The organism is Providencia sp. wls1916, from assembly GCF_009706585.1.
Taxonomy (GTDB): domain Bacteria; phylum Pseudomonadota; class Gammaproteobacteria; order Enterobacterales; family Enterobacteriaceae; genus Providencia; species Providencia lanzhouensis.
Genome location: NZ_WLUL01000014.1, coordinates 68,189 through 89,658, shown reverse-complemented (window position 1 = coordinate 89,658; position 21,470 = coordinate 68,189). Strand labels below are relative to the sequence as shown.

Sequence of the window (21,470 nt, the reverse complement as noted above, 5' to 3'; positions counted from 1 at the left end):
TTATCATCAACGGCCACAATCTTAACATACTGAAAATTGGCGGCGAATTTTTCGTAACAGTAAAAATAACCATGGCCACAGAATACCATTCACCAAACTATTCCAGAATACTTGTGGGTGGAATAAGACTTGTGAGGAAAGGAATTCTGCCCAGAAAACAGCAAGGTCTTGCACCACCGTTAATGCAACAATAATCAAAGCTTGCTGCCACAGTGCCATGTTACGTAAAAGCTGATGCTTGTATGCCACGAGATAACAAATGATGCTGAAGGAGAGCGCATGTACGCCCAGAGCTGATCCTTGAATAGAATCGACAATAATTCCTAAAATAAAGCTGGTACCCACACTGACGCGATGCGGTAATGCCATTACCCAGTATATTAAAATCAGCAGTAACCATGATGGTCGGTAAAATGCCAATTGTTCAGGCCACGGCATTACCTGCAAAATCAGTGCAATAAAGAAAGATAGCCAGATAATGATGCGCCCATTACCGCGATACTCATCCATTATGATTTCCTCTCCACCCTTTCATCATACCGTTTCCCTCACTCTATCTTATGGCTGAGGTTGAGGCTGTGTAGGTTGCATGGACGGTGGTAATGGTGGTCCTTGAATCTCGCTTGGTGTTGGTAACACCTGCGGCAACACTTTCATTAAACGCTCATTTGCAGCCCGGTAAACATCGGATGGCTGTAATGGGGTTTTCGGATCACTTTCATTGCCCCACAGCAGGAGTAAATAACGTAGACGTTGTAACTCAGCACTTGGTCTTGCAGAGATGATAGTATAGGCACGTTGAGTATCATGCTTCACCGCTGAAACAACAGCAACAGGATACCCTTCAGGGAATCGTCCACCTAAGCCCGAAGTCACTAACACATCACCAACACGAATATCTGTATTTCCAGGAAGTGGCTCTAATTGCAGGTCATCCGCACATCCTGAGCCCGCAGCAATAACACGGATATCATTACGTAAGACTTGCACAGGCAATGCATGGGCAGTATCGCAAATTAATAAAACGCGGCTATTAAAATTACTGGTACCAACAACCTGACCTACCACGCCTTTATCGCTGATAACTGGCTGGCCTTCATAAACGCCGTCATTACTGCCTTTATCTATCACGACTTGGTCGCGATAAGGCGTGTTCGCACCTGAAATGACTTGCGTCACCATCATATGTTCATCTTGGCGTAATGGGGAACCTAACAGTTCGCGTAAACGGGCATTTTCTTGTTTGAGTTGCTCAAGCAGCAAGTTATCCGCTTTTTTTAATAATAGCTCTTGGCGTAGAGCTTTATTCTCAAACTGGAGCTGATCCCGCGTTGAAAGGGTGTCAGAGATATTATCAAGGAATTGACGTGGTCCGTTAGCTAAAAAATAGAATGGGCTAACCGCCGTGTCTAAATAATTACGGATTTTATTGAAAGGCTCAAATCGATGGTCAATCACCACCAGCACCAATGCAATTATCACTGCAATAAAAATGCGTAACTGTAGGGAAGGACCTCGCCTAAAAATTGGCTTCATGTATGGCTAAGTTTCGCTAATGGTCGGAGAATAAAAAAATAGTCAAAGCGACTGGAGCTAAAAAACTCCAGTCGCTTATGGCGTGATTTAGTCTTCGCTAAACAGGTCACCGCCGTGCATGTCAATCATCTCTAACGCTTTACCGCCGCCACGAGCAACGCAGGTTAAAGGATCTTCAGCAACGATGACCGGAATGCCAGTCTCTTCCATTAATAAACGATCTAAATTACGCAGAAGAGCACCACCACCCGTTAATACCATACCGCGCTCTGAAATATCAGATGCTAATTCTGGTGGGCACTGTTCTAACGCTAACATTACCGCACTCACGATACCGGTCAGTGGCTCTTGTAATGCTTCTAAAATTTCGTTGGAGTTCATTTTGAATCCGCGAGGTACACCTTCAGCCAAGTTACGACCGCGAACTTCAATTTCATAAACTTCATCAGTTGGGAAAGCAGAACCGATACCATGCTTGATACGCTCAGCTGTTGCTTCACCAATTAAGGAACCATAATTACGACGCACATAGTTGATGATTGACTCGTCAAAACGGTCACCACCAATGCGAACAGAAGAAGAGTAAACTACACCGTTCAGAGAGATAACAGCGACTTCAGTGGTACCACCACCGATATCGACAACCATGGAACCTGTCGCTTCAGAAACAGGTAAACCAGCACCGATTGCCGCTGCCATTGGCTCTTCAATTAGGAAAACTTCGCGGGCACCTGCACTTAATGCAGATTCACGGATAGCTTTACGCTCAACTTGAGTTGCACCAACAGGCACACAGACTAAAACACGAGGGCTTGGACGCAGGAAGCTGTTGCTATGAACTTGCTTGATAAAGTGTTGTAACATTTTTTCAGTTAAGAAAAAGTCTGCAATCACACCATCTTTCATTGGTCGAATTGCGGAAATGTTACCCGGTGTACGCCCCAGCATCTGTTTCGCTTCACCACCAACCGCAGCAACGCTTTTTGGCGAGCCCGCGCGATCCTGACGAATTGCAACTACAGAGGGTTCATTTAATTTGACGCCTTGTCCTTTGACATAAATGAGGGTATTGGCCGTACCCAAGTCAATCGACAGGTCATTAGAAAACATGCCACGAAATTTTTTAAACATAACGAAAGGATTATCCTGCAAGCTGGGGACGAATAAAAACCCGTCTACTCTACCAACCACTTGAAGCTGCCTCAAGGCGTAAATCAATCACTTCATAAATATGGTTAATTCATCTATTTTCACATACTAAAATCGTACATGCTTCTATAACAAAACGAAGCAGATAAAAACCCCGAAAATCACCCTTAATTCAAACGCCTTTGAAATTTTTCATCATTCGCGCACGAAAAATGGACAGCCCTCTGGTTGTTATATACTCCATCTTTACGTTCTTCCCAGTGTGACAAGCGATTACGTCTACAAGTTCAAATAAATTTTTTATATTTTAATTATTGCTATACATCTAGCTTTTTAACAACAAAATAAGTGAACTTAAATTTCGCTGATTCTATTATCAACTTTAAATTAAGCCATAACCATGTCGACACGCTGATGTATTAGTCAGAGTAGGACATTTTGCATGATAAAAGCCTAGTTATGCTAGAAAAAAATGCATTTTTACAAATTAATTACATAAGTAATAGCTTGAATACCATTCTGGCGTCAATGAAAACGATTTTACCTGTGTGTAAATTAAAAAAAACACTTATTTAATCATAAAATTAGGGGTGGATCATGAAAGCGCTCGTTTTACAGCAACAAGACGATAAAATCGTCCCAGAAATCCTCAATGTACCTACTGAGTCATTACCCGCAGGCGATGTCATCGTCGATATTCACTGGTCGACAATTAACTATAAAGATGCGCTAGCTATTAATGGAAAAGCAGGCGTTGTCCGTCAATATCCAATGGTACCCGGAATTGACTTTTCTGGCATCGTTCATCACAGTGAAGATCCCCGTTTTCATATTGGCCAACACGTATTATTAACAGGATGGGGAGTTGGCGAAACACACTGGGGTGGACTCGCCACACAAGCGAAAGTTCCCGCCGATTATTTAACGCCTCTTCCTGAAGCATTATCACTGAAACATGCCATGATCATCGGCACCGCTGGATTTACCGCCATGTTGTGCGTGAATGCCCTTGAAGATGCAGGGATCACTCCTGAAAGTGGAGAAATTGTAGTGAGCGGCGCCAGTGGTGGTGTTGGGAGTGTCGCAATCCAATTACTTTCTATATTGGGCTATCAAGTTGTGGTGATTTCAGGTCGCGCAGAAAATCACGACTATTTACTGAAAATTGGTGCGAAAAGCGTACTACCTCGCAGTGAATTTACTCATCCAGCCAAACCGCTTGATAAACAGCGTTGGGCAGGCGCTATCGATACGGTTGGTGGTGACGTGCTGGCCAATATCTTGGCGCAAGTGAACTATAATGGAGCTGTGGCTGCATGCGGGCTGGCTGGCGGGTTCTCACTGCCAACAACTGTTATGCCATTTATTTTGCGTAATATCCGTCTGCAAGGGGTCGATTCCGTTTACTACCCTGCGGCAAAACGCCAAAAAGTGTGGGAACGCTTAGCGCAACTCTTACCTGATGCGTTTTATGATCAAGTTAGCTGCGAGATTTCATTAGAAGAGTGTGTCGAACACGCAAAAAAACTCTTAAAAAACGAAGTCACTGGGCGTACCCTAGTAAACCTTCAAAATTAAATCATCAACACGCGTGATTGTGTCGCCACAATGTGGATTACGGCACAATTTATAAAATAAATTCGGGTAATTTCTCTGATAAGACCAGTATTTTGCTGCTATATGCAACGAAATAATTATAATGCTCTTCCTTGTCAGTGGAAAATCTATTTATTTTTATGATAAAAGATGACAAACCGTCGACATCGCGTTATGTTGTCGGATTATTGACATATCGTCGGAGTTAGCAACACAATGACAGAAGATACTCATATTTTGCTCCTTAACGGCCCGAACTTAAATATGCTGGGTTCCAGAGAACCTGAGAAATATGGGGCTCGACCGCTTTCTGAAATTGTATCGAACCTGATGCAAGAAGCAGAAAAATTAGGGGTGAAACTGAGCCATTTTCAGTCAAATGCAGAGCATGAACTTATCGATAGAATTCATGCAGCACAAGGTAATGTTGATTATATCCTAATCAACCCGGCCGCATTCACGCATACAAGTGTTGCTCTGCGTGATGCGCTATTAGCAGTTTGTATCCCATTTATCGAGATCCATCTGTCTAATATTTATGCTAGAGAACCCTTTCGTCATCACTCCTATTTCTCCGATATGTCCAATGGAGTTATTTGTGGTCTTGGCGCAGATGGTTACAGTTTTGCATTACAAGCCGCGGTTAATCGTGTGCGACTAATTAATTCAATTCAAATATAAGAGTACGGAATCATATCCATGGATATTCGTAAAATTAAAAAGCTGATCGAACTTGTTGAAGAATCTGGCATTTCTGAACTGGAAATTTCTGAAGGTGAAGAGTCAGTACGTATCAGTCGTGTATCACCAGCACCTCAAATGATGGCTGCACCTCAACAGTTCTACTCAGCACCAGTTGCTCAACAACCTGCATTAGCTAACGCGGTTGCTCCAGCACAAGAAGCAGCGGCTCCAGCAGCACCTGCGGCAGTTTCTGGTCACCAAGTTCGCTCACCAATGGTTGGTACTTTCTACCGCTCACCAAGCCCAGAAGCAAAACCATTCGTTGAAGTTGGTCAAACTGTCAAAGTTGGCGATCCTCTTTGCATCGTTGAAGCGATGAAAATGATGAACCAAATCGAAGCAGATAAAGCTGGTGTTGTTAAAGCTATTTTGTTGCAAAACGGTGATGCAATAGAATTTGACGAGCCATTAGTTGTCATCGAATAACGAGGCGTTTCCATGCTGGAAAAAATTGTTATCGCTAACCGTGGGGAAATTGCACTGCGAATTCTGCGTGCATGTAAAGAACTCGGCATCAAAACTGTTGCGGTTCACTCCACGGCAGATAGAGATTTAAAACACGTATTGCTGGCAGACGAAACTATTTGTATTGGTCCGGCTGCCTCAGCAAAAAGCTACTTGAATATCCCTGCTATCATTGCTGCGGCTGAAATTTCAGGCGCACAGGCGATTCACCCAGGATACGGTTTCCTGTCTGAAAACGCTGACTTTGCAGAACAAGTAGAACAATCAGGTTTCATTTTTATCGGCCCAAAAGCTGAAACTATCCGCCTAATGGGCGACAAAGTTTCTGCGATTAGCGCGATGAAAAAAGCAGGCGTTCCATGTGTACCAGGTTCTGATGGTCCATTGGGTAACGACACTGAAAAGAACAAAGCAATTGCTAAACGCATCGGCTTCCCAGTTATCATCAAAGCATCTGGTGGTGGTGGTGGTCGTGGTATGCGTGTGGTTCGTAATGAGAAAGATCTCGAATCTTCCATTAACCTGACCCGTGCAGAAGCAAAAGCCGCATTCAACAACGACATGGTTTACATGGAAAAATTCCTTGAAAACCCACGTCACGTTGAAATCCAAGTGATGGCAGATGGTCAAGGTCATGCTGTTTATTTAGCTGAACGTGACTGTTCAATGCAGCGCCGCCACCAAAAAGTGGTTGAAGAAGCACCAGCACCGGGGATCACCCCAGAAATTCGCCGTAATATCGGTGAACGCTGTGCAAAAGCCTGTATCGAAATCGGCTATCGTGGCGCTGGTACTTTTGAGTTCTTATTTGAAAACGGCGAATTCTATTTCATCGAAATGAACACCCGTATTCAGGTTGAGCACCCAGTGACCGAAATGATCACCGGTGTTGACTTAATCAAAGAACAACTGCGTGTCGCTTCTGGTTTACCGTTATCTGTGACTCAGGATCAGATCAATGTTCACGGTCATGCGATTGAATGTCGTATCAACGCAGAAGACCCGCATACATTCCTGCCTAGCCCAGGTAAAATCACTCGTTTCCACTCTCCGGGTGGCTTCGGTGTTCGTTGGGAATCTCATATTTACGCAGGCTACTCTGTACCTCCGTTCTATGACTCAATGATCGGTAAATTAATCACTTACGGTGAAACTCGTGAAATCGCGATTGCTCGTATGAAAAACGCGTTAAACGAACTGATCATCGATGGGATTAAAACCAACATCGAATTACAACAGATGATCATGAATGATGAAAACTTTGCCAAAGGTGGAACCAATATCCACTATTTGGAGAAAAAACTCGGTATTCAAGAATAATCCCCTGAATAATCGATATTTTCGTCATTAAAAATAAATACCGGAAAGTCAATTTCCGGTATTTTTTTGCCTATAAATGGCAGGATTATCGGTTTTATTACGCTATTTTTCACACTCCCCCTTCAGATTGTCGTACAATCCCCGATTATTTTTGTCAACATGAGGAGGAAAAGCGGATGGACAAACGTTTTCTTCAATCAAACAGGGAAGCTCGTTGGGCGCTATATCTGACTATTGCCTACATGATAGGTTGGGTACTTTGTGCTTATCTACCCAGTAACACACTTGGTGTTACCGGATTACCGTTATGGTTTGAATGGTCATGTCTGATTCTCCCTATCATCTTTATTTTGCTATGCATCATGATGGTTAAACTCGTATTCAAAGATATCTCGCTGGAGGAGAAAGATGCAGACTGAAGTTCTCCTGCCCTTAATCGGCTATCTGCTCCTCGTTTTTCTCCTTTCGCTCTACGCTTATAAAAAACGCACGAAAGGCGAATTTCTTAACGAGTATTTTCTAGGTAATCGCTCGATGGGCGGCTTTGTCTTAGCCATGACCATCACCGCAACCTACATCAGCGCTAGCTCCTTCATCGGAGGTCCCGGTGCCGCCTACAAATATGGGTTAGGCTGGGTACTCCTCGCCATGATCCAACTACCTGCGATCTGGCTCTCTTTGGGCGTACTTGGCAAAAAATTTGCTATCTTAGCTCGCCGCTATAATGCAGTTACCCTTAACGACATGCTCTACGCCCGTTACCAAAGTCGTTTTCTCGTTTGGTTTGCTAGCGTAAGTTTATTAGTCGCGTTCTTTGGGGCAATGACGGTGCAATTTATCGGTGGCGCACGACTACTCGAAACCGCAGCCGGCATTCCTTATACCTATGGATTGATGATTTTTGGTATCTCTATCGCGCTGTATACCGCGATTGGTGGTTTCCGAGCCAGTGTCCTCAACGATGCGTTGCAAGGGCTGGTCATGTTGCTTGGCACCGTTATTTTGCTGGTTGCCATTATCTACCATGCGGGAGGTTTACCTGCTGCCGTGGAAAAAATGCATGCTATCGACCCGAAACTGGTCTCCCCAGAAGGAGCCAACGATATCCTCAGCGGACCATTTATGGCCTCATTCTGGGTGCTAGTCTGTTTTGGGGTTATCGGATTACCGCACACTGCGGTGCGCTGTATCTCCTACAAAGACAGCAAAGCCGTTCATAAAGGTATTATTCTGGGCACCATCGTGATGGCCATCTTGATGTTTGGTATGCACTTCGCGGGTGCCTTGGGGCGTGCCATACTACCGGATTTAACCATTCCAGACCAAGTGATCCCGACCTTGATGGTTCAGGTTCTTCCACCATTTGCCGCGGGGATTTTCCTGGCAGCACCAATGGCCGCAATTATGTCCACCATTAACGCCCAGTTACTGCAATCTTCAGCGACGATCGTGAAAGATATCTACCTTAACGCCGCACCTGAGCAAATTAAAAATGAGAAAAAACTGGCGCGCATTTCCAGCTTCTCAACGTTAATTTTAGGGGCGCTATTATTGATTGCTGCGTGGAATCCACCACAAATGATTATCTGGCTGAATTTATTAGCTTTTGGTGGATTAGAAGCGGTATTCCTGTGGCCATTGGTTCTCGGATTATATTGGGAAAAAGCCAACGGCACTGGCGCCCTGAGCGGCATGATTGTTGGCGGTGTTTGCTACGCTATTTTCGCCTCATTTAAGATTGAAATTATGGGCTTCCACGCCATTGTGCCATCACTGTTCCTGAGCCTGATTGCCTTTTTGATTGGTAATCTTTTTGGCAAAAATCCAGTACAATCGGCACCAAATGAACAGGTAACTAGCACTCATTGATTTTGACTTTACCTAATGTAAATGAACAAATGCAATGCGCTAAATAATTCGCGTCATAGCTAGACGGCAAACGAGCTAATCCCTAGGAGCATACACAAGTATGTGACTAGGGTTAGTGAGCGCAGCCAACAACGCCATGGCGTGAAGAATGACGAGCATTTTAAAAGAGAAAAAACAATGCCTTGGATACAAATCAGACTAAACTCAAACGCAAAAGACGCAGAAGCCCTTGGCGATGAACTCATGGAAACAGGCTCCGTGTCCGTCACCTTCCAAGACAGCCACGACACACCTGTTTTCGAGCCACTTCCTGGAGAAACTCGCCTGTGGGGCGATACCGATGTTATCGGTCTATATGACGCTGAAACTGATATGAAATGGGTGGTCACTCAGTTAGAAAACAGCCCATTACTCGGCGCCGGCTTCGTTCATAAAATCGAACAAATTGAAGATAAAGATTGGGAGCGCGAATGGATGGATAACTTCCACCCAATGCGTTTCGGTCAACGTTTATGGATCTGCCCTAGCTGGCGCGATGTGCCAGATCCAACCGCGGTTAACGTAATGTTGGATCCTGGCTTAGCATTCGGTACGGGAACCCACCCGACGACGTCATTATGCCTTGAATGGCTGGATGGATTGGATCTTGAAGGCAAAACCGTTATCGATTTCGGTTGCGGATCAGGGATCTTAGCTATCGCAGCATTAAAGCTCGGTGCAGCGCGTGCGATCGGGATCGATATCGATCCACAAGCGATTCTTGCGAGCCGCGATAATGCGGAGCGTAATGGCGTCTCAGAGCGTCTGTCGCTCTATTTACCCAAAGACCAACCTCAAGACCTTCAAGCCGATGTTGTGGTCGCTAACATCCTTGCAGGCCCTTTACGTGAGCTTGCACCGATGATCAGTGTGCTACCGCGCGCCGGTGGCCATTTAGGCTTATCTGGCGTATTAGCCAGCCAAGCTGAAAGTGTTGCTGATGCTTATCGTGCCGACTTCAATATTGACCCTGTTGCAGAGAAAGATGAGTGGTGCCGTATCACTGGTGTCAAGCATTTTTAATGGGTTTGTGGTAAAAATCAAAGAATAATTTCTTTGAAATTAATTGCAGAATGGATTATCTTACAGCTCAAATATTGCTCAATAGCTGATGATAATCTGTTCTGCTCGAGAAGTGAGTCTTGGATATTCAAAGTAATCGTTATTTTTAGCGCCTGTTGTTAAAAAACACCTAACAACTTGTTAAATAACACTAATTTTATTATTTTATAAAAAGCAAGATAAAAAAGTTAGTGATAAATAACCGTTTGCTCAAAGTTTGTCCTTTCATATCTCGTAAAAAATGCGTAATATACGCGCCCTTGCAGTCACAGTATGACCCCCATTTAGTTATGCGAATCGGACAATATCAGTTGAGAAACTGTCTTATTGCTGCCCCCATGGCAGGCATCACAGATAAACCGTTTAGGTCCCTGTGTTATGCGATGGGTGCTGGAATGACGGTATCGGAGATGCTTTCTTCTAACCCACAAGTTTGGAAGACAGATAAATCGAGACTCAGGATGGTTCACCGCGATGAACTCGGGGTACGTTCCGTTCAAATAGCTGGCAATGATCCCGATGAAATGGCTGCTGCAGCTCAAATTAACGTTGAGAGCGGCGCTCAAATCATTGATATCAATATGGGCTGCCCAGCTAAGAAAGTGAATCGTAAGCTAGCAGGCTCAGCCTTACTGCGTTATCCGGAGATTGTAAAATCAATCCTAGAGACCGTTGTAAACGCTGTGGATGTGCCAGTCACACTGAAAATCCGCACAGGCTGGTCACCTGAAGAGCGTAACTGCATAGAGATTGCCCAATTGGCCGAAGATTGTGGTATTCAAGCCCTGACCATTCATGGCAGAACCAGAGCCTGTCTGTTCAACGGCGAAGCTGAATATGACAACATTCGGGCAGTTAAGCAGACTGTTTCCATTCCGGTTATTGCCAATGGCGACATTACTGACCCGCTAAAAGCCAGGGCTGTTTTAGACTACACAGGGGCGGATGCCTTGATGGTAGGACGAGCAGCTCAGGGAAGACCTTGGATCTTTCGGGAAATCCAACATTATCTGGACACAGGTGAAATATTGCCACCGATGCCAATGGCTGACGTGAAAAGCATTATGTTAGGGCATGTACGGGAACTGCACGACTTTTATGGTCAAGGCAAGGGAGCCCGTATAGCGCGCAAACATGTTTCTTGGTACTTACAAGAACATGCACCTGATGACCAGTTTCGGCGCTCCTTCAACGCCATTGAGGATGCCAGCGAACAGCTGGAGGTGTTGGAAGCATTTTTTGAAAATTTTTGCGTAAATAAAAGATAAGAGCTGACAGAACTATGTTCGAACAACGCGTAAATTCTGACGTACTAACCGTTGCTACTGTAAATTCACAAGATCAAGTAACTCAAAAACCGTTACGTGACTCAGTTAAGCAAGCACTGAAGAACTATTTTGCTCAATTAAATAATCAAGATGTTAACGATTTATATGAGCTGGTATTGGCTGAGGTAGAACAGCCTTTGTTGGACATGGTTATGCAATATACCCGTGGAAACCAGACCCGTGCAGCCCTGATGATGGGTATCAACCGCGGAACTCTGCGTAAGAAACTGAAAAAATACGGCATGAACTAATCCTAGTCGGTTAATGCAGTGTTTTTAGAAGCCCTTTCTGATTTTAGAAAGGGCTTTTTTTGTCCCTGTCGATCTGAACACGATCCCCCTATTTTTAATAATCACCCTTCTTTCTAATTCGCAAATCATATATTTTATAAATAAATTCATCTTGTTTTAATCCTAGCCTTTATTCATGAGCATTATCACAATTAATAAAATCCTCATTTTTATATCTTGCCATTTTCTATCTAGGTTTATAAATTCAAAAATCTTCTTGTTCTCATCAATGAAAACTAAAAGGACTTAAATGGTAACTATCGATTTAAGAAGTGATACGCTAACAAGGATAAATAAAGAGGACCTAAATAATATCAATTTTAATTATATTAGCGATGATTGTTATAATGAAGATATTTATGTCAAAAAACTAGAATCCTATATCTCAGAATTATTTAATAAAGAAAATGCGCTATTTATGCCATCAGGCACAATGAGCAATCAGATTGGTTTAAAAGTTTTATCCACTATAGGTGATGAAGTCATTACTGAAGTCGGCTACCACATTTGTTTTTTTGAATCATCCCAAACCTCAGCATTAAACGGCTTAATTATTAATAATGTTAAAACACAAAGTGGTATTTTAACTGAACAAGATGTTATTCAAGCAATTAATCATAAAGCTCGTTGGTCAAATTTATACTCTACTCCCAAAATCATTGCGATAGAAAGTAGCATCAGTACCTACGGTGGAATCGTATTCCCATTAGCAGAAATCAAGAAACTCAAGCAGCTATGTATTGAAAAAAACATGTCTCTGTTTTTAGATGGTGCCCGAGTATTAAATAGCTGCATCTCCCTTAATATTCCTCCGCAAGAATATACCAAAGATATCGATCTTCTCAATATCTGCCTATCAAAAGGCATTGGAGCGCCATTTGGTTCAGTGTTAGTAGGAAGTCAGCATCATATAGAAAACGCTAAACGATACCGAAAATGGTATGGTGGAGCGCTACATCAATCAGGATTACTGGCAGCTATTGCCTTAAATAAGCTGGAACATTATGACTCTCGGTTACACACCGATCACCAAAATGCAGTTCATCTCGCGTCTATTCTTTCACGTTATTTTCAACTCGCTTATCCAGTCGAAACTAATATCGTTATGATAAAAGTGCCAGATGCTGAGCACGTTGTTCAAAAGTTAAAAAGCCATGGGGTGTTAGCCACCGCTTGGACAGCTGATATTGTGCGTTTTGTCACTAGCAGCAATATTTCAGAGACAATGCTCTACCAACTTGAGCTATTATTAAAAAAAATAGAAAGCATACAATATGATAAATAAAATTATGACCACTCGATTTTTATCGGGTACCTCTTTTTACAGTTTTCTACCTTTTTTCTCCCTCTATCTTATTCACTATAAAAATATCAGTGAGAGTGAAACCGCAATTATTATTTTTGTCTTCCTTTTCATTAGCCGTGCCTTTTCTCTCTTCACCCACTTTATTATTGATTTTCTTAATTATAAAAAAACGCTATTTTTAAGCTATCTAATTTCCTCAATATCTATTATTTCACTCTATTTCATTTCAAATTTTTACCCAATTCTGTTATCTGCCGCATTGATTGGTGCGGGGTTTTCTATTGCGAATGTCAGTACCAGTTTATTTATTGCTGAAAATAATAATCACTCAGAAAGAGTGAAAAGTTTTTCAATCTTAAATGTCATTGTGAATATTTCGTCGGCAGTCGGTGGTGCTGTGGGCGAATGGTTTTATCATAGTTTTTATTCCGGAGTGATCTTTCTTCCTGCCGCCATTATGTTCATTGCTGCCCTGTACTCATTAACCTTAACGAATACAAAACATACTCAACCAACACAAAGCCAACAAACGAAAGCCTCTGCCAGCTTTTTAGAATGGGGGATTTTTCTCTGTTATAGCGCCATTCCTTTCTTTATGCTGGGGCTTGTATTCCGCAATTTGGCTTACTTATTTGAGCTAAATTATCAAAATGCTAGAGACTATATTACGGTTTCTTATCTATTCGCTTTGAATGCCTCTATGATCATTTTTTTGCAAATCAAAGTGACCCAATATATTGATAAACAGAAAAAATCCTATCAATCTATTATCTACAAATTCAGCCTTCTTCTGATTGCGAGCCTGCTTTTATTTTTAAACTTCAGCGCATTAATCACACTTTATTTGCTGATAATCCTATTTACCTTTAGCGAATTAATTTGGAGTCCCTATAACAACAGTTTAGCGATTGAAAAATGCCCGTTCACCCGTAAAAAACTCTCGTTATCTATTTGTATATTCTGTTGGGGATTAGCTGAGTCCCTTGGTGCTTATATTGGTATTATTGCTAATCACACTCAAATGCACACCTATATCCCTACTAGCCTACTTTTAATCCTCATTGTTCTATTCACCGCTGAATATTTTATCCATTTAAGGAGCACTGATGAAAACCATCCTATTTCTCGAATGTAATATCTCCGGTACTGGCGTCAGCGCCATCAAATTGGCAAAAGAGAGAGGTTATCACACGGTTTTATTCACCAAAGAACGTCATTATTATGCTCAACTGGCTGATAACCCAATGCTCTATATTGATGAAGTTGTGGAACTAAATACAGACTCCATGGCAGCGATTTTAAGCCATGCCCTGGACTATAACCTGTACGGTATCGTCGCTTTCGATGACTATCGATTAATCAATGCTGCCGCAGCATCCCACGCCTTCAATTTACCTTCGCCAAGTTTAATTGCCCTAACAGCCTGTCGTTACAAGCATCTGACTCGGCAGTATTTACACCAACATAATGCCAATTGTCGCTACAAAGTTGGCAATATCCATGACAAGTTTGACCTGAACAATATGCAGTTCCCTGTAGTGATAAAACCCTGCGATGACAGTGGTAGCAACCAAGTAACAATATGTTATTCAGAGGAAGATGCACTCACTGCTGTGCAGGCGTTATCTGAATTTCGGGTTAACCGTCGAGGATATCAGCTCTCCCCTCATTATCTTGTTGAAGAGTTCATTGAAGGGGATGAATACAGTGCAGAAGCTTACTGGGACTCTAAAGATAACGAGTGGACAATACTCGGTGTCACCAAAAAATACACCACATCAGGGCAATATGCTGTCGAAATTGGTCATGACTTTCCCGATGACACTCTTGATATCGAAAACATCACGAAAACGATCATAGCGTGGCTCACTCAAATCGGCTTATCCCACACCGTTGCTCACGTTGAATTCAAGCTTAGTCACAGTGAAATAAAACTCATTGAAATTAACCCCCGCGTTGCCGGGGGGATGATTGATACCCTTTGCTATCAATCAACAGGGTTTGATTTAGTTGAGTGCTACCTTTCTTTGCACGTCAAAGACATGGTGTACACCCCGAAACTCTGCGCCAATAAACAGTATACGTCGATTCGTTTTCTAACCTCAGAGAAACCAGGAACAATTATCGGGTTTCATGCCAATCCTCAATTAAGTGCCCCTCTACTGTTTAATTTTGTTCCCACGCCAATACATGTAACAACCTTGAAAGACAGCTACAGTCGACTGGGTTACGTAATAACAACCGCCTCTGAGCGGTATTTAGCAGGGAAGAAAGCGGAGAGTTGGCTTAATCATGTAAAACTCCTCTATAAATAAAAAAACCCAGTACAAACGCAAATTCATACTGAGTTTTGGCTTCTCAAACCGATGCAATGGTTGCCAATATTAGGCAACCGTCACTTCGGTAAAATTACGCTCATTATTTGTTAACTGAAATTTACTGACTGATTCCTGCAGCTCTTCAGTTTGATGTTCTAATGAACTTGCTGCTGTTGCCACTTGCTCAACTAAAGACGCATTTTGCTGTGTCACACTGTCCATTTGAGTGATGGCAACCCCCACCTGTGCGATACCTTTACTCTGCTCCTCCGAAGCTGTCGTGATTTGTTTCATAATCGCCGTCACCTCGTTGATCCCTTGCAGAATATTGCTCATTGTCGAGCCCATTTCATGAACTAAATGCGTGCCTTTTTCCACACACGAACTTGATTCCGCAATCAGCTTTTCAATTTCCATTGCCGCATCGGCACTGTGGCTAGCAAGCTTACGAACTTCGGCAGCAACCACCATAAATCCACGACCATGAACCCCTGCTCGCGCCGCTTCAATGGAGGCATTCAGTGCCAAAATATTGGTCTGGAAGCTGATGTCATTCATCATGCTGATGATGTCAGAGATTTTTTTGGCGCTCTGGGAGATCTCATCCATCGTGCTCACCACGGAATCAACAATCGCATCCCCTTGATTAGCCACTACAAAGGCCTCAGCGGCTAATTGGTTAGCTTGATGGGTATTTTCCACATTCAGTTGTACTGCAGCTGTAATTTGCTCCATACTCGCTGCGGTTTCTTCCAACGCTGCGGCTTGCTCTTCCGTTCGTGAGGAAAGGTCACTATTGCCGTTAGATATTTCTGTCGCACCACGATAAATACTTTCGCTACCATTGCGGATCGTCAACACCGCATCACGTAAACTGTTCTGCATCTCTTCTAACAGAGGAAAAAGTTTACCCACACAGTTACGACCAAATGGCTCGATTGGCTGGCTTAAATCCCCTTTCGCAATCTTATCGAAGTATTGACGTATCAGCTCCAGCGGTCGTTGCATCATCTTAGCGAGATAGCGGTCAGTGAAGATCAAAATCAGCAAACCAAAAATGGTCGCAATAATAATCACTATCCGCGTCATATTCATATGTTCATCAACTGCTTCTCGCGTGTGCTCAATCATCACATCCGCAGTTTGGTTAAACTGGGTGATAGCCGCGCCGAATGTGCGGCTCAATGCTGGCGTGACATTATGGGCATGTGCCAAATAAGCCGCCTTATCATCCCCCATGGAAATGGCTAATTGTGGTTTCACACCTTCATCTAGCAGCGCTTGCCAGCTATTAATCACTTGATCGGAAATGGCTTTATCCATCGGGCCTGGGGAAATTGACTTCATCTCCTCAAGATAACGCTCCATGTTCACAAGCGCGTCTTTGACTAAGGCGTAATCCCCTTCTTTGCCCTCATTTTTGGTTTCCATCACACGGGTTAAGCGAGTGACAAAACGAAAATATTGGTCATTGCCCTGACTGAGTACCGTCATCTGTTTCACCAGTTGTCGGTCAACATGGATACCATCAGAAATGCGCGATAAGGACCAACCGCTATACAGGCTTATGCCCCCAAGGTTTAGGCATAAAATGCCAAGTAGTACGAGCATCACAGCACGTATTGAATAATTTCGAAGTTTCTGCATGGAATTTCTCTTTTGATAAAATAAAATGATCTTTGTTTAATTTATCGGCGGTAAAAGAGAAAAATTTAATTATTTTCAATTGCTTTCTAACTTTTAGACATCAAAAAAAGCTCAAAATAATCCGATTAAAAATTGGCTTAATGATTGATTTTAGAGACATAATGCCTGTTTTTTATCCATGTAAGTTCTATTTTCATACAATTACCCTATCTTCCAGTTTGTGATTGACCTCCCAAAGTATTGCTCTGTTTCTGTAAGAAAACGCCATCATCAGGTTCTGTAAATATAAGCAAAAATCTGTTTTAGCTCTTGAGCTTCCCCCTACGGGAAGCTTTATGGTTCAGGGGTTCCATAAGAATTCAAATAAGAGAAATACAAACCTGCTTAAATTTCGCACCCTTATTTTTTATTTAAATAACAATGTCTTATTTTTGGAGTAATACTGATATGAAAAAATTGTTATTCACTGCACTATTTGCGGCGTCATTTTCCTCTGTTGCAGCAAGCCAAGTTGTTGACCTGTACAAAGAAGAAAGTTGCGGTTGCTGCCATCTTTGGGGTGAAGCAGTAAAAGCCGCAGGTTATGACGTAAAAATTCACGATGTCACCTATCAAGAGATCGATAAAATGAATCAAGAAGCCAATTTACCTAACTCATTACGCAGCTGCCATACCGCCAAAATTAATGGCAAGCTGGTTGTTGGTCACGTTCCTCTCGATAGCTTAGCGAAAATCAATACACTACCCGATGACGTTGCGGGTATTGCTGTCGGAGGCATGCCTGCAGGCAGTTTAGGAATGGAGCAACCAAGCGGATTTAAACAAGCCTATTCAGTGATGAGTTTTAAAAAGGATGGTAGCCAATCCGTATTTGCTCGTTATTAGTTTTCCATAAAAAAGGTACAGCAAACCCTCGCTGTACCTTTGGCAGTGATTACTGCATCTTAATTTGAAAAATTAACGGTATATCGGTAATACATTAAACTGCGCTAACAACTGACAAATAATACCAACAACACCAAAGGCTATAACTGCATAGATTAGCCCTTTGCCTCCCCACACTTTAAAGGTCGAGTTAGGGAAACGCTCTCTCACTTTTAATGCCATGACTGCCGGGCAAATAATTGCCCAGATACACGCCGCCATCCCCGCATAAGCAATCGCAATTAAGAAGCCATTTGGGAATAACATGCATAAAACTAGAGGAGGTATAAAACATAACAGTGCTGCTTTCATTCTGCCTGAAGAGTTATCATTAAAGTTTAGTGACGCCAGAATGTAGTCGAATAAACCAATCGCAACCCCTAAGAATGAACAAAATACAGCACTAATCGAGAACCATAATAAGAACGTCGCAATATGTGGGCTACTTAATACTGCATACAGTGACTCAATAAACGCATCGAGGTTTCCGCCTTTATTAATTATGGTGAGGAATTCTGTTCGAGGTAAATTTCCCATGGTGCCTAATATCCAAAGGAAATAGAGTATTAAAGCCAGTACACAACCAATCACACAACTTTTAACCACTTTACGTTCATTTTCATGATACAGCTTATACAAACTACAGACGTTACCGTGATAACCAAACGAAGTAATGGCATAAGGAATAATAATAAAGACAAATGGTAGTAAAGATAACTGACTATCTCCCACTGGAGATGTTAATAATAAATCAGTTTTTACAATTAAGAATAACCCTGAAAAAGCGAGAATAAATAAAACAATTTTAATAAATAAAAATAATGATGTTAATCGACTTGCAGCAATACCACTCCACCAAATACTTGCGCCCAACAGTAAAGTGAAGACAACAAATATCACTCTTAAGTTAACATCAAATCCATATATTGCCGACGCTTCTTTGATAACGGATCCGGCTGCAGAAATATAAGCATATATCAATATATATAAAACAAATATTAATGCTGCATTGGCAATATAGCAGGCCCATTTAGGTAATAATTCTTTAGAGATATAAAAATAGTTAGTGCCGGCTCCATATTTGGATATACATTCTAAAATATAGATCCCTGAGTGAAACATAAAGAAACAAACAATCAGTAATATTACAATCGAGTTAATAAACCAAGCCCCAGCCATAATTGTTGGCAAGCTAAACATACCTGCCCCGATCATGGCTCCGCCTAGCACAAAACCCCCTACCATTATGGAGGGTTCTTTCTTGGCTGCCGAATTGTTCATGTTGGTCACCTTAAAAATAAGGGATAAGGTTCCCGCATTGCACGGGAACCCGCAGAGCTGCCTATTACAGAACTACCTATTATTTGATAGGTTTTAATCTTGCAGTGAAGTGTCTTAATACTGGTGGCTCATATTCGAAATCTAAACCTTTCAGCGTTGCGAATTTATCTTTCAAGCCAATCAGAGCATCTGCAATGTAATCCATATGGTCGTTGGTATAAACACGTCGTGCGATAGTTAAACGCATGAATTCCATATCAGCATGTTTTTGTTTGCCCGTTTCAGGATCACGACCTAATAGGAATGAACCAATTTCAACAGCACGAACACCTGACTCTAAATACAGCGCGTTAATCACAGCTTGCGCAGGGAATTGGTCACCTGGGATCTGTGGAACCAGTTTTTTACAGTCCACGAATACAGCGTGTCCACCAGTAGGATACTGAATTGGAATACCGCCTTCACGTAAACGGTCACCCAGATATTTCACTTGACCGATACGATAATGCAGGTAATCTTCCCCAGCCCCTTCTTCTAAGCCTTGTACCATTGCCGCCATATCACGACCCGCTAAACCACCGTAGGTCACGAAGCCTTCCATTGGTACGCAGCGCTGTCTTGCCAACGTAAAGATTTTCTCGTCATTCTTAATACAGACCAGACCACCAATGTTTAACAGTGGGTCTTTTTTCGCTGACATAGTGAGCGCATCAGCATATTTATACATATCCAGAATGATTTCTTTAATTGTGGAATTTTTATATTTTGGATCACGCTCTTTGATGAAATATGCGTTTTCACAGAAACGTGCAGAGTCCATTACCACAAAGATATTATGCTGTTTTGCGATTTCATAAACTTCTTTCAAGTTATCCATCGCAACTGGCTGACCACCCGCACTGTTACAGGTAATGGTAGAAACAATTGCTACCACGTTTTCAGCACCATGTTTTGCAATATTATCTTTTAATTTTTGAATATCGAAATTACCTTTCCAATCATCATAAGTTTCTGAGTCATAGGCTTTTTCGGTAACAATGTTAATCGCTTTACAGCCATTTAATTCAACGTGAGCAGCAGTAGTATCAAAGTGGAAGTTAGAAATAAATACCGGCTTTTTCGCGCCGCCTTGTTCTTGTTTCACTTTCAGTAAAACAGGGAATAACATGTTCTCAGCACCACGACCTTGGTGAGCAGGAATAACATAGTCGTAGTCAAACATCTCTTTAACTTTATCTTTTAAATCATAATAGTTACGAGAACCCGCATACGCTTCATCACCTGTGATCATCGCTGCCCATTGGTGGTCGCTCATTGCGTTAGTACCAGAGTCCGTTAACAGGTCAATATATACAGCACTACTCGGTAACAAGAATGGGTTATAACCCGCCTCTTTTAATGCCGCTTCGCGTTCTTCTCTTGATGGAATACGGATATTTTCTACCATTTTAATACGGAACGGTTCTACGATTCTTTTAGCCATGATAATACCTTTAATTTTTCATTAAATAATAAAAACAGAAATTCGAACTTATAAAAATAAGCGAATAGATCTTAAGAGAGAGAAAAAAGAAAGGTTATTTGTGCGGAAAGAAAAAGGCTAAAGAAATATCAATATTGAACCATTTCTTCAAATAGAAGAAGCGCCTCGACATTAACAACTCACTTAGAAGAAACATACTATGGCTCCCATTAGCAAGGAATTAGTACAACCTTGAGTATGGTATATAACAATTCTTAGATAAATACAATAGCAATTGTCTATTATTTGTATCCGCATCACAAAAAGCTTTAAATCCTACTCCGCACTATGACTATGGTCACAATATTATTTATTTTAATCACTATTAAATAAACGTTAATAAATTGAGGTTATTTTATAATTAAATAATAGATAGTAATCTTAAACTTAATTTTTTAACGTTAAAAAGTCATTTAAAGTTGAATTTATTTTAATTAAGTAAAGCCTTATACAAAGGCTTTACTTTTAGTAAGGATTTTAACAATCTAAATATAACTATTGTTTTCCAAACAGTTTTTGAGTGTATTCTTTGGACTCTGCGCTTCGCTTACCATCCGCTTCAAAGTAACGGTCCACATAGCATTTTTGCTCGTTAATATCGCAGAAAATTCCATTGGCAAACGTCACGGCTGTTTTATCAAAATCGCCACCTTGCTCAATCGCTTTCGCTCGTTTATCACCTAGGTATTTTTTCGTTAGCGCAACAGAAACGCCCTCTTTGGCGCTAACGCACACATATTTATCGCATAACACATTCTTTTCTGGGGATTTTAATGCTGAAGTTGATTCTGCTGACGCCAACATTGGCAATGCTGCGATCGCAAACCCTACGAGACACACTGCTTTTAAGTTCATATAACGCCTTTTTTTGAGTAATAACACAACTGCAATACCACATTAGAGTTTTATTTTGTGGATAAATTCCCAGGCGTCATCACTATTTCATATTTACTGCTAACTCTATCCACTTAGTGCATAATTTTAACTTTTCATTAACACTTTCAATTGTTATTTATTGCAGAAAAGATGAGTGTATAAGCGGCAATTTAAATAATAAAAATACCTGCAACTCTG

20 protein-coding genes are annotated in these 21,470 nt (G+C 41.7%); 13 read left to right on the top strand and 7 right to left on the bottom strand.

Annotation, left to right across the window (positions count from 1 at the left end):
• Positions 1 to 21: 21 nt before the first annotated feature.
• The 3 genes from mreD to GKR61_RS09705 all read right to left on the bottom strand — a co-directional run bounded on the left by mreD (position 22) and on the right by GKR61_RS09705 (position 2,667).
• The gene (mreD, locus tag GKR61_RS09715) at positions 22 to 510 is read right to left on the bottom strand and encodes a rod shape-determining protein MreD (protein WP_036956087.1); all 489 of its coding nucleotides are present in this window, start codon (positions 508 to 510) and stop codon (positions 22 to 24) included.
• A 48-nt stretch (positions 511 to 558) separates the two neighbouring features.
• Positions 559 to 1,536, bottom strand: coding sequence for a rod shape-determining protein MreC (gene mreC / locus GKR61_RS09710; protein WP_036956086.1), 978 nt, complete (start codon positions 1,534 to 1,536; stop codon positions 559 to 561).
• Positions 1,537 to 1,623: 87 nt separating this feature from the next.
• Positions 1,624 to 2,667, bottom strand: a complete 1,044-nt coding sequence (locus tag GKR61_RS09705) for a rod shape-determining protein (RefSeq protein ID WP_006662897.1) — start codon at positions 2,665 to 2,667, stop codon at positions 1,624 to 1,626.
• Between the two features lie 615 nt (positions 2,668 to 3,282).
• On the opposite strand from GKR61_RS09705, the gene acuI reads away from it, so the two are divergent.
• From acuI to GKR61_RS09650, 12 genes are all read left to right on the top strand, one after another.
• The gene (gene acuI, locus GKR61_RS09700) at positions 3,283 to 4,263 is read left to right on the top strand and encodes an acrylyl-CoA reductase (NADPH) (RefSeq protein WP_036956084.1); all 981 of its coding nucleotides are present in this window, start codon (positions 3,283 to 3,285) and stop codon (positions 4,261 to 4,263) included.
• Between the two features lie 234 nt (positions 4,264 to 4,497).
• Positions 4,498 to 4,962, top strand: a complete 465-nt coding sequence (gene aroQ, locus GKR61_RS17600; RefSeq protein WP_036956081.1) for a type II 3-dehydroquinate dehydratase — start codon at positions 4,498 to 4,500, stop codon at positions 4,960 to 4,962.
• An 18-nt stretch (positions 4,963 to 4,980) separates the two neighbouring features.
• Positions 4,981 to 5,451 (top strand): acetyl-CoA carboxylase biotin carboxyl carrier protein, encoded by a 471-nt coding sequence (gene accB, locus GKR61_RS17595; RefSeq protein ID WP_154609985.1) that lies wholly within the window; start codon positions 4,981 to 4,983, stop codon positions 5,449 to 5,451.
• Between the two features lie 12 nt (positions 5,452 to 5,463).
• The gene (gene accC, locus GKR61_RS09690; protein WP_036956076.1) at positions 5,464 to 6,810 is read left to right on the top strand and encodes an acetyl-CoA carboxylase biotin carboxylase subunit; all 1,347 of its coding nucleotides are present in this window, start codon (positions 5,464 to 5,466) and stop codon (positions 6,808 to 6,810) included.
• Between the two features lie 176 nt (positions 6,811 to 6,986).
• Positions 6,987 to 7,229, top strand: a complete 243-nt coding sequence (locus GKR61_RS09685) for a DUF997 family protein (protein WP_108478429.1) — start codon at positions 6,987 to 6,989, stop codon at positions 7,227 to 7,229.
• On the top strand, positions 7,219 to 8,679 hold the full coding sequence (gene panF, locus GKR61_RS09680) for a sodium/pantothenate symporter (protein ID WP_036956072.1): 1,461 nt from the start codon (positions 7,219 to 7,221) through the stop codon (positions 8,677 to 8,679). The genes GKR61_RS09685 and panF overlap by 11 nt, the downstream gene beginning before the upstream one ends.
• A gap of 177 nt (positions 8,680 to 8,856) precedes the next feature.
• Entirely contained in the window at positions 8,857 to 9,741 is an 885-nt protein-coding gene (gene prmA / locus GKR61_RS09675) for a 50S ribosomal protein L11 methyltransferase (RefSeq protein WP_036956069.1), read from the top strand.
• Between the two features lie 329 nt (positions 9,742 to 10,070).
• On the top strand, positions 10,071 to 11,048 hold the full coding sequence (gene dusB / locus GKR61_RS09670; protein WP_036956067.1) for a tRNA dihydrouridine synthase DusB: 978 nt from the start codon (positions 10,071 to 10,073) through the stop codon (positions 11,046 to 11,048).
• A gap of 14 nt (positions 11,049 to 11,062) precedes the next feature.
• The gene (gene fis, locus GKR61_RS09665; protein ID WP_004258438.1) at positions 11,063 to 11,359 is read left to right on the top strand and encodes a DNA-binding transcriptional regulator Fis; all 297 of its coding nucleotides are present in this window, start codon (positions 11,063 to 11,065) and stop codon (positions 11,357 to 11,359) included.
• A gap of 289 nt (positions 11,360 to 11,648) precedes the next feature.
• Entirely contained in the window at positions 11,649 to 12,683 is a 1,035-nt protein-coding gene (locus GKR61_RS09660; RefSeq protein WP_036956065.1) for a threonine aldolase family protein, read from the top strand.
• Positions 12,673 to 13,839 carry an MFS transporter gene (locus GKR61_RS09655; protein ID WP_230083151.1) on the top strand — a complete coding sequence of 389 codons (1,167 nt, stop codon included), beginning with the start codon at positions 12,673 to 12,675 and terminating at the stop codon, positions 13,837 to 13,839. Before GKR61_RS09660 ends, GKR61_RS09655 begins: the two co-directional genes overlap by 11 nt.
• Positions 13,811 to 15,019: an ATP-grasp domain-containing protein gene (locus GKR61_RS09650; protein WP_154599766.1), complete on the top strand. Its 1,209-nt coding sequence runs from the start codon at positions 13,811 to 13,813 to the stop codon at positions 15,017 to 15,019. The genes GKR61_RS09655 and GKR61_RS09650 overlap by 29 nt, the downstream gene beginning before the upstream one ends.
• Before the next feature lie 69 nt (positions 15,020 to 15,088).
• Here the strand turns inward: GKR61_RS09650 and GKR61_RS09645 are convergent, their stop codons facing one another.
• Positions 15,089 to 16,669: a methyl-accepting chemotaxis protein gene (locus GKR61_RS09645; protein ID WP_036956060.1), complete on the bottom strand. Its 1,581-nt coding sequence runs from the start codon at positions 16,667 to 16,669 to the stop codon at positions 15,089 to 15,091.
• 447 nt (positions 16,670 to 17,116) lie between these two features.
• Here GKR61_RS09645 and GKR61_RS09640 point away from each other — a divergent pair, with 447 nt between their 5' ends.
• The gene (locus tag GKR61_RS09640) at positions 17,117 to 17,554 is read left to right on the top strand and encodes a DUF411 domain-containing protein (RefSeq protein ID WP_154639749.1); all 438 of its coding nucleotides are present in this window, start codon (positions 17,117 to 17,119) and stop codon (positions 17,552 to 17,554) included.
• 72 nt (positions 17,555 to 17,626) lie between these two features.
• On the opposite strand, the gene GKR61_RS09635 is transcribed toward GKR61_RS09640, so the two are convergent.
• The 3 genes from GKR61_RS09635 to GKR61_RS09625 all read right to left on the bottom strand — a co-directional run bounded on the left by GKR61_RS09635 (position 17,627) and on the right by GKR61_RS09625 (position 21,251).
• The gene (locus GKR61_RS09635; protein ID WP_036956056.1) at positions 17,627 to 18,874 is read right to left on the bottom strand and encodes an aromatic amino acid transporter; all 1,248 of its coding nucleotides are present in this window, start codon (positions 18,872 to 18,874) and stop codon (positions 17,627 to 17,629) included.
• 79 nt (positions 18,875 to 18,953) lie between these two features.
• Positions 18,954 to 20,357 (bottom strand): tryptophanase, encoded by a 1,404-nt coding sequence (locus GKR61_RS09630; RefSeq protein WP_036956054.1) that lies wholly within the window; start codon positions 20,355 to 20,357, stop codon positions 18,954 to 18,956.
• 534 nt (positions 20,358 to 20,891) lie between these two features.
• Positions 20,892 to 21,251: a YcgJ family protein gene (locus tag GKR61_RS09625; protein WP_036956051.1), complete on the bottom strand. Its 360-nt coding sequence runs from the start codon at positions 21,249 to 21,251 to the stop codon at positions 20,892 to 20,894.
• Between the last annotated feature and the right edge of the window lie 219 nt (positions 21,252 to 21,470).